The following is a 13,594-nucleotide window of genomic DNA, read 5'->3' as shown; positions in this document are numbered from 1 at the left end:
CCAGCCATATTCGTGTAAAGGGGGAGCGTGCTAGCGCTGTGGTGCGGGTGCGGGTGCGGGCGCGGGTACCCGGCGCAGGCCGCGCAGCCCGGCCACCACCACTGCGCCGTCGCTGGCTTGCGCCACGGCGGCCAGCGGCAAGGCCGGGGGCAGGGCGGCGCCGGTCTGCGCGGCGAAGCTGCGCCCCTGGTCGCGGCTGAGCAGCACGTCGCCACCTTGGCTGACCAGCACCAGGGCGCCGTCGGCCAGTTCGGCGCCACCGGCCAGCGACGCCTGGACACCGGTATCGACCTTGCTCCAGCTGGCGCCCTGGTCGCCGGACCAGTAGGCGTTGCCGCGTAGGCCGTAGGCGACCAGCGCGCCGCCGCGCGTGGTCAGCAGGCCGAAGTAGCTGCCCTTGTATGGACTGGCGAGGGCGCTGAAGCTGGCCCCCTGGTCGGTGGAGCGCAGCAGCAGGCCCTGTTCGCCGGCCAGATAGAGCGTGTTGCCCGCGCCGCGCATGCCGTACAGGTGCAGGCCCTTGGGATTGGCGACATGCTGCTGCCACGGTTGCCAGGTGGCGCCGCCGTCGTCGGTCTTGAACAGCAGGTTATAGGCGCCCAGCACGTAGCCACTGCGGGAGTTGGCGAAGTGCAGGTCCAGGAAGGGTTTGTCCGGGCCGTCCGCCACCAGATGCCGGGCGTCGGCCAGGGCGCGCTCCCGGTCCTGGGGCGTGACATCGGCGGCCGCTTTGAGCACCAGCGCGGCTGCCTGGATGCCATCCAGTTGCTTGCTCCAGGTGGCGCCGCCGTCGGCGCTATGCAGCACAACGCCCTGATGGCCGACCGCCCACCCTTGCCGGGCGTCGATGAACTGCACGGCCGTCAGGCTGACCCCGACCGGTACGCTGGCCTGGCGCCAGGAGACGCCAGCATCATCCGAGTACAGGATGGTGCCACGCTCGCCGGCCGCCACCAGCCGCTGGCCGGCGGCGGCGATGGACAGCATGGCCGCGTTCAAGGCCTTGGGCGTGACCAGCGCCGGCTGCGTTAACGCTGCAGGAACGGCCGACGTAGCGGCGACGCCTTCGGCCCGAGCACCCGGCGTCAACGCGCAGGAGGCGGCGAACAACCCGGCGAACAACGCCGCCAGCGCCGCGCGGCGGGCCGCGTGTGGATTCAACTTGTTCATCGAGCGCCCCTTCACTTAGCGTGAGCCCTGGTTGGCCAGTTCCTCGGGGCCGAAATAGCTGGCCGGCAGGCGCGGGATGGTCTTGTATTGGCTCGCGAGGTCGTTGGATGCCTCGTTCAGCAGATAGGCGCCGGTCTGCACGTTGTAGGTTCCCCACATGACGTTGCCCACCACGGCTGGGACGTCCGGCGCCAGCAGCGTCAGCGTGTAGTTGCCGCGCCAGATCTGGCCTTGCGCGTCATAGCCGTCTACCATGATGATCTGCCACGTATCCTCGTCCAGGTAGTAGCGGCGTTTGGTGACCACGTGGCGCTTGCCGGGGATCAGGCTTGCCTCCACCTCCCACACGCGGTGCAGTTCCCAGCGCACCAGGTCGGGATTGAGGAACTGCGGCCCAACCAGGTCGCTGATCTTGGCAGAGGCGGCGCGGTTGTTGTTATATGGGATGTACATCTCCTTCTTGCCGACCAGCTTGAGCTCATGGTGGTCGATAGGGCCGAACAGCATGAACGCCTCGTCGAACAGGCCGATGCCGGAAGTGACCGAGTCGGGCGTATCGTAGGACACCGACGGCGCGCGCCGCACGCGGCGCTGGCCCACAAGGTACTGCCAGATGGCGCGCGGTTGCGTCTCGCTGATGCCGTCGTGAACCAGGATGCCTTCGCCGGCCTTGGATGCCGGCGCGCGCGTGATCAGGCGGCCGAACTGATAGATGCCATCGAATTTTTCCAGGCTGCCGTCCTTGAAGTAGTAAGGCCGCATGATGGTCTGCTCGGCCTCGGTGGCGGTGGCGCGCTTGCCGTCCGGCGTGACGATGGTGGTCCGCAGGGGGAACACGGTGGTCTCGCCGGTCCAGGCCAGGCGGTGGTTCATGATGGCTTCGTAGCCGGTTTTAGGAATCGGGAACGGGATGCCGCCGAACGCGCCTTCCACGCCGAAACCGCCATCGATGGACTTGGCACGGGTGGCGTTCTTGAGGGTGTTTTCATATACCCAGGCCGGCGCGCCGCCGGTGCGGTGGGTCGGGTAGACGTCGATGCGGTAGGTGGGATATTTCTTCAGCAGCGCCACGGTAGCGGCGGACAACTTGGCCGCATACTGGTCGACGTTCTTGCCGGTGATGGCCAGCGTCGGCTTCTCGGCGGAGAAGGGATCGGCGCGGAAGTCGCCCACCTTGAAACCTGCCGGCACCTTGGTGTAGACGCCGTCCCAGGCTGGAATGGTGCCGTCCTTGTTGCCGGCTTTTTCGGCGCCCAGCGGCGTCAGTGTGGAGTGCAGCTTGGCTGCTTCGTCGGCGGTGACAGCGGCGCCGGCATGCGGCAGTGCGAAAGCCAGGGCCAGGGCCAGCGGGGCGGCGGCGAAATTCAGGGTCGTCTTCATTATAGTTTTGTCCTTAGAATGCGCGTTTGATGTTGAAGGAGATGTAATCGCGGTCAGCCAGCGACTGGGCGTAGCTCAGGATGGGCGTGTTCGTGGCCGGATTATTTTTCAGGAAGGTGCCTGCCGCGCCGAGGAAGCGCACGTAGCTGATGCCGAACTTCCAGTCCTGGTGATAGGTGGCGTTGACGCCGATATTGAAGTCGCCGCCGTGCGAACTGCCGCCGTTGAAGTTGAATACGGCGCGCGAGCGGCCGTCGATGTTGTAGCCGACGCCGATCGGGATCGAGAGGTCGAGACCATCGATCACCTGGTAGTAGGCCGGCTCGAAGATCATGCGCGCGGAGGTGGCGTCGCGCGTGGTGTTGGGATCGAGCGAGCCTTGCCAGGTCACGCTGGTGGCGCGGTTCCACGCCAGTTCCCCCAGCAGCGAAGCGCCCTGGAAGAAGGGATTGGTCGGCATCACGTAGATCGCCGACAGGTTGACGTGCGCCGTATTGCCGACCGCGTAGGCGGGATTACCGCTGTTGTCGGCGAACACGCCGGTGCCGGCGCGCGACAGGAAGTTGGGCGTCGGGTCGCTGACCAGCGGCGTGTTGCGGCGCACCGAGACTTCAGCCGCCACGTTCGCGCCCAGCAGCACGGTGCTGGCGCTGGCGCCGAAGGTGCGGATGCCTTCCGCGTACACGGCCTGCACGGTGGATGGCGCGCCGGGCGGGAATCCGGGCTTGAAGCCCAGGTAGAAGTAGGGCGTCTTATCGTGGTAGCGCGCGGCGTAGAAGCCGTATTCGACGTCGGAGCCGGCCGGCGAGAACTTCACTTGCAGGCCGCCCTGGCCCGAATTCTTGGCCTTCATGTCGGCGACGGTGTAGAAGGCCGGCGCGCCGCTGTTGGTCGGCGCCACCAGGAAGGCGCTGCTGCCGGCGCCGGCGGCGTCGTAGGAGCTGAGATAGCTGCCGACGCCCGGTATCTGGGTGGGGCGCCATTCGAACTGGTAGTAGCCGCCGATCGACACGTTGGGCAGCACCTGCAGCTGGCCCGAGACCTGGTTGACCGGCCGCAGGATCTCCTTGAACTGCGCGCCCGGTACGCTGAGCAGCTTGACCAGGTCGACCGGCCCCTGCGCGTTGGCGATGCCGTTGGCGCCGAAGAACAGGCTTTCGCCATATTGCAGCGTGTGGCGCCCGACGCGCACGGTGCCGGGCAGCTCGCCCAATGAGCCCTTGGCGAAGACGAAAGCGTCCAGCAGTTCGGCGTTGCGGCCGTGTAGCAGGCGGGTGCCGTCGGTGAATTCGTTGCCGGCCTTGCCGGTCAGCGTGGCGGCGTTGCTGGCGTAGGAGCCGTTGTCGTTGCTGCGGTTGTACGAGGCGTCGTACCAGGCGGCGGCGCTGACGCGCATGCCCAGGTTGCGGGTGCCGGCGTCGAACTCGGACAGCCAGTCGATGCGGCTGGAGACGATGCCCTTGCGGCGGAAGTTCTGGTTGCCGTCGTCGATGTTGTAGCCGGTGAAGTCGCCGGCGCCGGACGATGGATAGCCGCCCGCCAGCAGGCGCGCGTCGGCGTCCTTGAGGCGGTAGGCGCTGCTGTATTTGAAGGTATTGTTCCAGCTGATCTTGAGGTCGGGATTGTCGGTGTCGAACTCGAAGGCGTGGGCGGCCGGCATGGCGGCCGCCACGGCCAATGCCAACAGGGTTGGACTCAGGCGTTTGTTCGCTTGCATTGTCAGTCTCCTAGTTTATAGTTTTGTATGGCCGCTGACGCGCGGCCGGGCGGATGACAGGCATCAGATAAAGGTCGAAGCCAACCCTCCATCCACGGGCAGGTTGATGCCGCTGATCCAGCGCGATTCGTCGCTGCACAGGAAGCTGATGGCGGCGGCGACTTCGTCGGCATAGGCCGGGCGCTTCATGCGGTGGGCGTCGCGCTGTACGCGCTCTTCGCCCAGCATGGAGATGAAGTCGCCCAGGATGGGTGTGAAGACAGGGCCGGGCGCCACGCTGTTCATGCGCACCGAGTGCTGCATGAACCATTTCTGCGACTGGACGTAGGTCCAGACGATCAGCGCCTCCTTGAAGTACTGGTAGCAGGTGTCGGCCGGTACGGGATGCGCGTCCAGCCAGGCCTGGCCTTCTGTGTAGCCGCGCACGGCGGCCAGCTGCTTGTGCAGGTCCAGCCGCTCCGCCCACTCCGCGCCCAGGATGGAAGCGACGTTGACGATGGAGCCGCCGGCCGGCATGCGCGGCAGCACGGCCTCGGTCAGGTGGCGCAGCCCGAGATAGTTGACCCGCGCCAGCAGCGCCGGGTCGGCGGTGCCTGGCACACCGGCGATGTTGCACAGCGCGTCCACGCGCTGCGGCAGCTGGGCCACGGCGGCGTCGATGCTGGCGGTCTGGCCCAGGTCGACGGCGACGAAACCGTCCAGTGTCAGGCCAGGCTCGGTGCGGTCCATGCCGATCACGGTGGCGCCTTCGAAGCGCGCCAGGCGCGCCACTTCGGCGCCGATGCCAGATGCGGCGCCGGTGACGACGATGGTCTTGTTACGTAACTTCATGTGGTCTCCTTGTTGGTGGTGTCGTTAGAAGGGATAGCGCGGCGCTTCGGTCTTCACCGTCAGCCACTGCCATTGGGTGAACTCGTCCCAGTCGGAACTGCCGCCGTGGCGGCCGCCGTTGCCCGAGGTGCCGCCGCCGCCGAACGGCGCATGCGCTTCGGCCAGCACGGTCTGGTCGTTGATGTGGGCGTGGCCGGCCGGCACGCGGTCGACGATGAACATGGCGCGCGCCAGCGTCGGCGTGATCACGCCCAGCGCCAGGCAGCCGGTGGTGGCGGAGGCCAGCGCGATGGCTTCCTGGTCGGTGTCGAACACGGTGACCGAGGCCACGGGGCCGAACAGCTCTTCCTCGAAGCAGCGCATGCCGGGGCGTACGCCGGTCAGCACGGTCGGCTGGTAGTACTGGTTTTCGTAGGCGCCGCCGGCCAGCAGGGTGGCGCCGGCGGCCACGCTGTCCTGCACGATGGCGTGCACGCGCTGCACCTGGCGCGCATTGATCAGCGGTCCTAGCGCCACCTTGCCGCTCATTGGATCGCCCACGGGCAGTTGGCCGGCCTTCGCGACCAGGCGCTCGATGACGGCGTCGGCGATGCCGCGCTGTAGCAGGATGCGGCCGGAGGCCATGCAGATCTGCCCTTGGTGCAGGTAGGCGCCCCATGCCACGGCGGCTGCGGCGATGTCGGGATCGGCGTCGTCAAGGATGATCAGCGAGTTCTTGCCACCCAGTTCCAGCGACATTTTTTTCAGGTTGCGGCCCGCCAGTTCGCCGATGCTGCGGCCCACTGCGGTGGAGCCGGTGAAGGCGATCATGGCGATGTCGGGATGGCTGCACATCGCCTGTCCCGCTTCGGCGCCGCCGGGCAGCACATGCAGCACGCCTTTCGGTAAGCCGGCCGCTTCGAAGACGCGGGCGATCAACGCACCGCCGCTGACCGGCGTTTGCAGGTCCGGCTTGTGGACCACGGCGTTGCCGGTGGCCAGCGCCGGTGCGATCGAGCGGATCGACAGGATCAGCGGGAAGTTGAACGGCGAGATCACGCCGACCACGCCGTGCGGCACGCGCCGCGCGATGCTCATCTCGCCGCTGGCGGAGGCCAGCAGCTGGCCCTTGGGCTGGGTGAGCATCGCGGCCGCTTCCAGCAGGTGGGCGCCGGCTTCGCGCAGTTCCAGATCGGCCTTGGGGCGGATCGCGCCGGTCTCGCGCACGATCCATGTCGCCAGTTCGTCATGGTGCTCGACGATGACGGCTGCGGCGCGGCGAAAGATGGCGGCACGCTCCTTGTAGTCGCTGGAGGCCCACGCGGCCTGCGCGGCGCGGGCCTGGGTGGCGGAGCGGGCCACGTCGTCGGCATCGGCCAGGCCGATGCGGCCCAGCTGTTCGCCCGTCGCGGGCTCGGTGAAGGTGTGGACGCCGCCGTGTGCTGCGATCCAGTCGCCGTTGAAGATGTGGCCCTGCCAGATCGATGGGCGCAAAAGCGCATTCGTGTTGGTCATGCTGTCTCCTTTGGATGATGGGTGGGTGGGCAAGTCAGCCTGTTAGCACGCTAGTTGCATGAAGGTCTGCTTGCCGCTCTTGCCTTAGCTATTACAAGTTGTGTGCCAGCTCGTTGTGCAGCGTGGTTATTGCGACGCACCATGTGGCGCCTACGCTGGAGGTTGACGCAGCGCTGGAGGCGCCGTCGTAGCGCAGCGCAGCAAAAAAGAAGCCTTGCTGGCGATTGATGAAATGATCAAATGGGAGAACTGCCGATGTATGATTTGATAAAAGACGATGAAAGTGGAGACATGAGCAAACCCCCTCGCGTATCGCTGGCTGAGATGTCGCGCGTCAGCGGCAAGATGCTGCCGCAGGGCGACAGCCAGCACCTGAAAGCCGGCGCCGCGCCCACGCTGGACGACCTGACGCAAAGCCTGCACTTCTCGCCCGGCGATGGCCGCATCTGGCTCAACGGCCAGCGCATGCAGCTGTTGCATATCACCTCGCTCGGCGCGTTGCGGCGCGAGCTGCTGGAGAGCATAGGCCCGGAACGCACGCGCGGCCTGTTGACGCGGGTCGGCTATTCGGCCGGCGCGCGCGATGCGCAGCTGTTGCGGGAACGCTGGCCCGACGCCGAACCGGGTTCGCTGTTCGCGGCGGGGCCGCGCATGCATTCGCTGGAGGGCGCGGTCAAGGTGGAGCCGCTGCATTTCGAATTCGACTTCGAACGCGGTACTTATCATGGCGAATTCCTGTGGCATCACTCCAGCGAGGCCGAGGTGCACACTGCGGATTTCGGCATCGGCACGGAGCCGGCCTGCTGGATGCAGACCGGTTACGCCATCGGCTACACCAGCGCGATGATCGGACGGCTGACCATCTACCGCGAGGTCGAATGCACGTCGATGGGACACAAGCACTGCCGCCTGGTCGGCAAGCCGGCCGACGAATGGGACAATGTGGAAGAGGACCTGCGCTTCCTGAACGCGGAATCGTTCGTCAGCACCACCGCTTACGGCGGGCCGGGGCAGCATCAGCAGGCGGCAGTGCTGCCGGGCGACGACGGACGCTCATACGGCGAAAAGGAGATGGTCGGCGTGTCGTCGGCCTTCAACGCGGCCTGCCATATGCTCAAGCGCGTGGCGCCGACCGCCGCCACGGTGCTGTTCACCGGCGAGTCGGGCGTTGGCAAGGAGCTGTTCGCCTACATGCTGCACCAGATCGGCGCCCGCAAGGAGCAGCCTTTCGTCGCGGTCAACTGCGCGGCGATTCCCGAGACGCTGATCGAGTCCGAACTGTTCGGCGTGGAGCGCGGCGCCTTCACCGGCGCCAGTCAGTCGCGGCCCGGCCGCTTCGAGCGCGCTTCCGGCGGCACGCTGTTCCTCGACGAGATAGGAACGCTTAGCTTGGTGGCGCAGGGTAAGCTGCTGCGCGCGCTACAGGAGGGTGAGATTGAACGGGTAGGGGGCGTGCGCAGCGTGAAGGTGGACGTGCGGCTGGTGGCGGCCACCAATGTCGATCTGCGCGAGGAGATCCGGCAGGGCCGCTTCCGCGAAGACCTGTTCTTCCGGCTGAATGTGTTCCCGATCCGCCTGCCGCCGCTGCGCGACCGGCGCGACGACATCCCGCTGTTGATGGGTTACTTCATGCGGCACTATGGCCAAAAACACCAGCGTCGCGTGACCGGCTTCACGGCGCGCGCGGTCGATGCGCTGCTCAACTACGACTTCCCTGGGAATATCCGCGAACTGCAAAACCTGGTGGAGCGCGGCGTGATCTACGCCGACGAGGATGGCCCGATCGATTTGCCGCACCTGTTCACCAGTGGCGAGGAATCGCGGACCTCGTATTTTTCGTTGGCCCAGACTGGACGCCTGACCAGCCATGAAGGGAGCACAATGCCGGCCGTGCCGCCGGCGCCCGCTGGCGCGCTGCTCGACGTGCTGCCCGAGATGCTGCGTCAGGCGTCGGAACATGGGCAGGACTGGTCGCTGGACAATCTGGAAAGCACGCTGATACTGGCGGCGGTGAAGCGGACCGACGGCAACCTGTCGGCGGCGGCGCGCACGCTGGGCCTGACGCGGCCGCAGCTATCCTACCGGATGAAGAAGCTCCGGCAGGGCTGAACGTGGTGAACTGCCCCGGTCACTCCAGGTAGATCTTCTGCAGCAGCTTGACCAGTTGCGCGCGCTCGGCATCGGTCAGCGCGGACGTCGCATCCACTTCCAACTCGCTGGCGGTCTTTTCCGCCTTGGCGCACATGCTCAGGCCAGCGGCCGTCAACGCCAGCGTCTGCGAGCGCCGGTCCAGCGGACTACGCTGCCGCAGCAGCAGCCCGCGTTCCTGCAGCCTGTCGAGCAGGATGGCGAGGTTGGGCGGCGACACGTTCACCGCATCCGACAGCCGTTTCTGGTTGATGTTGGGATTCGCCTTCAGCAGGCTGAGTACACTGAAATCCACCGGTCGCAGCTCGTACTTCGCCATCCGCTTTTCAAACAAAGGCAGGATGTTGATGTAGGCGCGGCGGCAGTTATAGCCCACCAGGCCGAGCAGCATGCTCTGGTCCAGCGGCTGCTCTGCCGCCTCCTGGACGGCGTCGGTTAATGTTGGCTTCTTTTTTTTGGGCTGCGTGGTCATGGTCCGATTCTAGCAAAGAAGCGCCGCCCCGGCCATCCCGATGCTTGCAATGTCTTGAAAATGCGTATAGTCTATAATCATTATAAAACATAACTAATTATCTCAAAACCATCCATCGAGGAGACACGATGAAACGCAGCGCCCTTATCGCCGTACTTTCCACCGCACTTTCCACCGTACTGGCCGCAGGCCATGCTTCGGCCCAGGAACTGATCCGCATCGGCGTTATTGCCGCGCTCACCGGGCCGTTCGCCAACACCGGCAAGCCATTCGAGGACGGCATCAGGACCTATATGCTGCAATATGGCGACCAGGTGGCCGGCCGGAAGATCGAGATCATCTACCGCGACGATGGCGGCACCAATGTCGACCAGTCCAAGCGGGCGGCCCAGGAACTGATCACACGTGAACACGTCAGCTTCCTGATCGGCTTCTCGCTGACGCCCAGCGCGATGGCGGTAGCGCCCATCGCCACCCAGGCCAAGATGCCGATGATCGTGATGAACGCGGTCACCAACGGCATCACCGCCAAGTCGCCGTACATGCTGCGCACCAGCATGACGATGCACCAGATGACCGGGCCGTTCGGCGCCTGGACCGCGAAGAACAAGATCGGCAAGGTCTATACCCTGGTCAGCGACTACAGCACCGGCCTGGACGCGGAGGCGCGCTTCACCAAGGAGTTCAGCGCCGGAGGCGGCAAGGTGGTGGGTTCGGCGCGGGCGCCGCTGGCCAATCCCGATTATTCCCCCTTCATCCAGCGCATCAAGGATGAGAAGCCGGATGCGTTGTTCTTCTTTGCGCCCGGCGTGGAAGACGGCATCGGCCTGTTGAAAGCCTTCAGCGACAAGGGCTTGGACAAGGCGGGCATCAAGTTCCTCGGCGTGGGCGACATGACCAGCGAGACGCCGACGCTGGAGGCGCTGGGCGACCGCGCACTGGGCGCGGTAACGGTGCTGAACTACGCGCCGACGCTGGACAACGACGTCAACAAGGCCTTCCTGAAATCCTATGCGCAGGCCAATCCGGGCCGGCCGCCAGCTACCTTCGTCACCGTCGCGGCATACGACACCATGGGCATGATCTACGAGACCGTCCGCAAACTCGGCGGCGCCGTCAGCGGCGACAAGGCGATGCAGGTGCTGGCCGGGATGAAGCGCGACAGTCCGCGTGGTCCGATCAGCATCGATCCGGCCACGCGCGACATTGTGCAGAACATGTACATCCGCGAAGTGAAGAAGGTCAACGGCAAGCTGGTGAACGAACCGATCGCCGTGCTGCGCGACGTCAGCCCCAACTAAGGAGATTTGTCATGATGATCGAACGACGTGTCTTGAACGGCACGCCGCTGGCGGCGCTTTGTCTGTCCGCGGTGGCCTTGAGTGGTTGCGGAGGTGATGGCGGCACTGTTCCAAGCGCCGCGGCGGCGCTGCCGCAGCTGGCTGTGGCTAGCGGCGCCAAGCTTTCCACCTGCACGGATTTGGCTGGCAAGATCGCCTATCCCAATACGACGATCGCCAGTGCGGCATCGGTGGCTGCCGGTGTGTTGACGGTCGCCGACAAGCCGGTGCCGGCGCATTGCCTGGTGAAGGGATCGATGTACCAACGGGTTGGCCCGGTCGACGGGCAAAACTACGCGATCGGCTTCGAGATGCGGCTGCCGGTGGACTGGAACGGACGCTTCTTCTTCCAGGCCAACGGCGGCCTTGACGGCGCGGTCCTCACGGCCACGGGCGAAGTCGGCGGCGGCGGGCAGTTGGACCATGCGTTGAACCAGGGTTTTGCGGTGATCAGTTCCGACGCCGGCCACGGCGCGGCGACGCCGCTGTTCGGTCTCGATCCGCAGGCGCGCCTGGATTACGGCTACCAGGCCTCGGGCAAGCTGGCGCCGATGGCCAAGAGCGTGATCCAGACCGCCTACGGCAAAGGGCCGGACCATTCCTATTTCGGCGGCTGTTCCAACGGCGGCCGTCACACGATGGTGGCGGCGTCCCGCTACGGCGAGCAGTTCGACGGTTACCTGGTCGGCGATCCCGGCTTCCGGCTGCCGCTGGCGGCGATAGCCAATATCGCCGGCGGCCAGTCCTACGCGGCGCTGGCGAGCACGCCGGGCGACCTGTCGACCGGCTTCACGGTGGCCGAACGTGCGCTGGTGTCGAACGCGGTGCTGGACAAATGCGATGCGCTGGACGGCGTCAAGGATGGCCTGGTGCAGGATACCGGCGCTTGCCAGGCCGCCTTCAGCCTGGAGCGAGACGTGCCGTCCTGCGGCGCGCAAGGGCGCGACGGCACCTGCCTCAGCGCGGCGCAGAAGACGGCCATCGGCCAGCTGTTCGCCGGCGCAGTCACCAGCGGAAAAAGCAAGTTCTACTCAAGCTTCCCCTACGATGCGGGCCTGGCCACGGGCAACTGGGCGTTCTGGAAGTTCTTCAGCCCACTGCAGCTCGATTCCGGCGCGGTGGCGATGATCTGGAAGGTGCCGCCGGTGAATCCCGCGACCTTCAACGGCGCCACGTTTGCGCTGACGTCCAGCATTGATACGCTGCTGGCGCAGGTCGCCGCGACCGATGGCGTCTACGCGGAAAGCGCGATGTCCTTCATGCTGCCGCCGCACCTGAGCGACTACAGCACGGTGAAGAACCGTGGCGCCAAGATGATGCTGTATCACGGCACCAGCGATCCGATTTTCTCCAGCGACGACACCACGGCGTGGTACGACAATCTGCGTGCGGCGAACGGCGGCGACGCTTCCAACTTTGCGCGCTTCTTCCGGGTGCCCGGCATGAACCACTGTTCCGGCGGACCGGCGACCGACCAATTCGACATGCTGACGCCCTTGGTCAACTGGGTCGAGAAGGGGCAGGCGCCGGAACGCGTGGTGGCCAGCGCGCGCGGCGCGGGCAACGCCGGCGGCGCCAATGCCGACGTGCCGGCATCATGGTCGGCGACCCGCACCCGGCCGCTGTGTCCTTATCCGCAGGTGGCGAAGTACAACGGCAGCGGCAGTATCGAAGATGCGGCCAACTTCAGCTGCAAATAGAAGGACGGGCGGCTTACTTGCCTGGGTCTTTCTGGTTGGTGAACTGGTCGAATTCGACGTTATAGAATTCGCTGCCGACCTTTTCGACCTTGCGCACGTAGACCGTCTGGACGATGTCGCGGGTTTGCGGATCGATGCTGATCGGTCCGCGCGGGCTGTTGAGCTGCATGGTCTTCAGGATCGTCATGGCCTGGTCGCCGTCGATCTTGCCGTTCAATTTGCGCGTCACTTCGTAGATCGCGGCCATGCCGTCATACGCCGCCACGGCCATGAAGTTCGGACGTCCCGCGCCAGGATTGGCCGTCGCAAAACTCTTCAGGAATGCTGCGTTCTCCGGCGACTTGTGCGCGGCCGAATAGTGGAAGGTGGTGATCACGCCCAGCGTGGCGTCGCCCATCGCCGGCAGCACGTGGTCGTCGGTCAGGTCGCCGGTGGCGATCACCTTGATGCCCGCTGCGGCCAGGCCGCGCTCGCGGTAGCCTTTCATGAAGGCGATGCCTTGCTCTCCGGCCGGAACGAAGATGAACACCGCATCCGGCTTGGCGTCCTTGATGCGCTGGATGTAGGGCGCGAATTCCGGATTGCGCAGCGGGACGCGGATCGCTTCCGTCACCGTGCCGCCGCCTTTGACCAGCTCATTCCTGAAGGCCGTTTCGGCGTCGATGCCGGGGCCGTAGTCCGCCACCAGCGTCACCACCTTCTTGATGTTGTTCCTGGCCGCCCACGTCGCCATTGGCGCGGAGATCTGCGGCAGCGTCATCGAGAAGCGCGCGATGTAGTTGGACTTGGTGGTGATGACGGAAGTGGCGGCGTTCATGACGATCATCGGCTTCTTCGCCTGCTCGGCGATAGGCGCCACGGCCAGCGCTTCCGGCGTCAGGCCGAAGCCGGCCAGGAAGTCGACCTTGTCGCGCACCACCAGTTCCTGCGCCAGGCGCTTGGCGATTTCCGGCGAGGGGCCGGTGGTGTCCTTGTAGATGATCTCGATCTTTTTGCCCGCCACCGTGGAGCCGTTCAGCGCCATCCAGGCCTTGATACCGCCCTCCATCTGCTTGCCGTAGTCGGCGAAGGGACCGGAGAAGGCGGCGATCACGCCGACCTTGATGGTGTCCTGGGCTTGCGCCAGCGGCATTACGGACCATGCGGTGGTGGCGAGTGTCGCGATTGCTACAAATTTTTTCAACGTCATGTTGGTCTCCTGTGCGTTTCTGTTTTCTCTATGAAGAATGGCTAGTCGCGGCAATCGGCGGCGGCGGCGGGACTCAATTTTGCCACGCGGCGTTGGTTGACAGCGCATCGCTTCATGCATAGTATCCCAATCTATGTGCGATTAACAACCTAT

The 13,594-nt window shown here is 65.6% G+C and carries 10 protein-coding genes; 3 read left to right on the top strand and 7 right to left on the bottom strand.

The features are described 5' to 3' along the window. Window positions 1–30: 30 nt before the first annotated feature. From RUGAMON1_RS25050 to RUGAMON1_RS25030, 5 genes are all read right to left on the bottom strand, one after another. The gene (locus RUGAMON1_RS25050; RefSeq protein ID WP_445233072.1) at window positions 31–1,170 is read right to left on the bottom strand and encodes a YCF48-related protein; all 1,140 of its coding nucleotides are present in this window, start codon (window positions 1,168–1,170) and stop codon (window positions 31–33) included. 15 nt (window positions 1,171–1,185) lie between these two features. Further along, complete coding sequence (locus tag RUGAMON1_RS25045) at window positions 1,186–2,550, bottom strand: DUF1329 domain-containing protein (RefSeq protein ID WP_445233071.1); 1,365 nt, start codon at window positions 2,548–2,550, stop codon at window positions 1,186–1,188. 13 nt (window positions 2,551–2,563) lie between these two features. Further along, entirely contained in the window at window positions 2,564–4,267 is a 1,704-nt protein-coding gene (locus RUGAMON1_RS25040) for a DUF1302 domain-containing protein (protein WP_445233070.1), read from the bottom strand. Between the two features lie 63 nt (window positions 4,268–4,330). Continuing rightward, a complete protein-coding gene (locus tag RUGAMON1_RS25035; protein WP_445233069.1) occupies window positions 4,331–5,098 on the bottom strand; it encodes a coniferyl-alcohol dehydrogenase in 768 nt (255 codons plus the stop codon). A gap of 24 nt (window positions 5,099–5,122) precedes the next feature. Then, window positions 5,123–6,592, bottom strand: coding sequence for a benzaldehyde dehydrogenase (locus tag RUGAMON1_RS25030; RefSeq protein ID WP_445233068.1), 1,470 nt, complete (start codon window positions 6,590–6,592; stop codon window positions 5,123–5,125). Window positions 6,593–6,883: 291 nt separating this feature from the next. On the opposite strand from RUGAMON1_RS25030, the gene RUGAMON1_RS25025 reads away from it, so the two are divergent. Beyond that, window positions 6,884–8,701, top strand: coding sequence for a sigma 54-interacting transcriptional regulator (locus tag RUGAMON1_RS25025; protein ID WP_445233067.1), 1,818 nt, complete (start codon window positions 6,884–6,886; stop codon window positions 8,699–8,701). 19 nt (window positions 8,702–8,720) lie between these two features. Here the strand turns inward: RUGAMON1_RS25025 and RUGAMON1_RS25020 are convergent, their stop codons facing one another. Continuing rightward, window positions 8,721–9,212: a MarR family winged helix-turn-helix transcriptional regulator gene (locus tag RUGAMON1_RS25020; protein WP_445233066.1), complete on the bottom strand. Its 492-nt coding sequence runs from the start codon at window positions 9,210–9,212 to the stop codon at window positions 8,721–8,723. A 128-nt stretch (window positions 9,213–9,340) separates the two neighbouring features. Between RUGAMON1_RS25020 and RUGAMON1_RS25015 the strand changes: the two genes are divergently transcribed. Both RUGAMON1_RS25015 and RUGAMON1_RS25010 read left to right on the top strand, forming a co-directional pair. Next, window positions 9,341–10,513: an ABC transporter substrate-binding protein gene (locus RUGAMON1_RS25015; RefSeq protein WP_445233065.1), complete on the top strand. Its 1,173-nt coding sequence runs from the start codon at window positions 9,341–9,343 to the stop codon at window positions 10,511–10,513. An 11-nt stretch (window positions 10,514–10,524) separates the two neighbouring features. Then, window positions 10,525–12,252 carry a tannase/feruloyl esterase family alpha/beta hydrolase gene (locus RUGAMON1_RS25010; RefSeq protein ID WP_445233064.1) on the top strand — a complete coding sequence of 576 codons (1,728 nt, stop codon included), beginning with the start codon at window positions 10,525–10,527 and terminating at the stop codon, window positions 12,250–12,252. 13 nt (window positions 12,253–12,265) lie between these two features. On the opposite strand, the gene RUGAMON1_RS25005 is transcribed toward RUGAMON1_RS25010, so the two are convergent. Further along, window positions 12,266–13,441, bottom strand: a complete 1,176-nt coding sequence (locus tag RUGAMON1_RS25005) for an ABC transporter substrate-binding protein (RefSeq protein ID WP_445233063.1) — start codon at window positions 13,439–13,441, stop codon at window positions 12,266–12,268. Window positions 13,442–13,594: the final 153 nt, after the last annotated feature.

This window comes from Duganella rhizosphaerae (assembly GCF_040364205.1).
Classification (GTDB): domain Bacteria; phylum Pseudomonadota; class Gammaproteobacteria; order Burkholderiales; family Burkholderiaceae_D; genus Rugamonas; species Rugamonas rhizosphaerae.
Note: the sequence above shows the minus strand (reverse complement) of the source record. Positions and strands in the feature narration are given on the sequence as shown.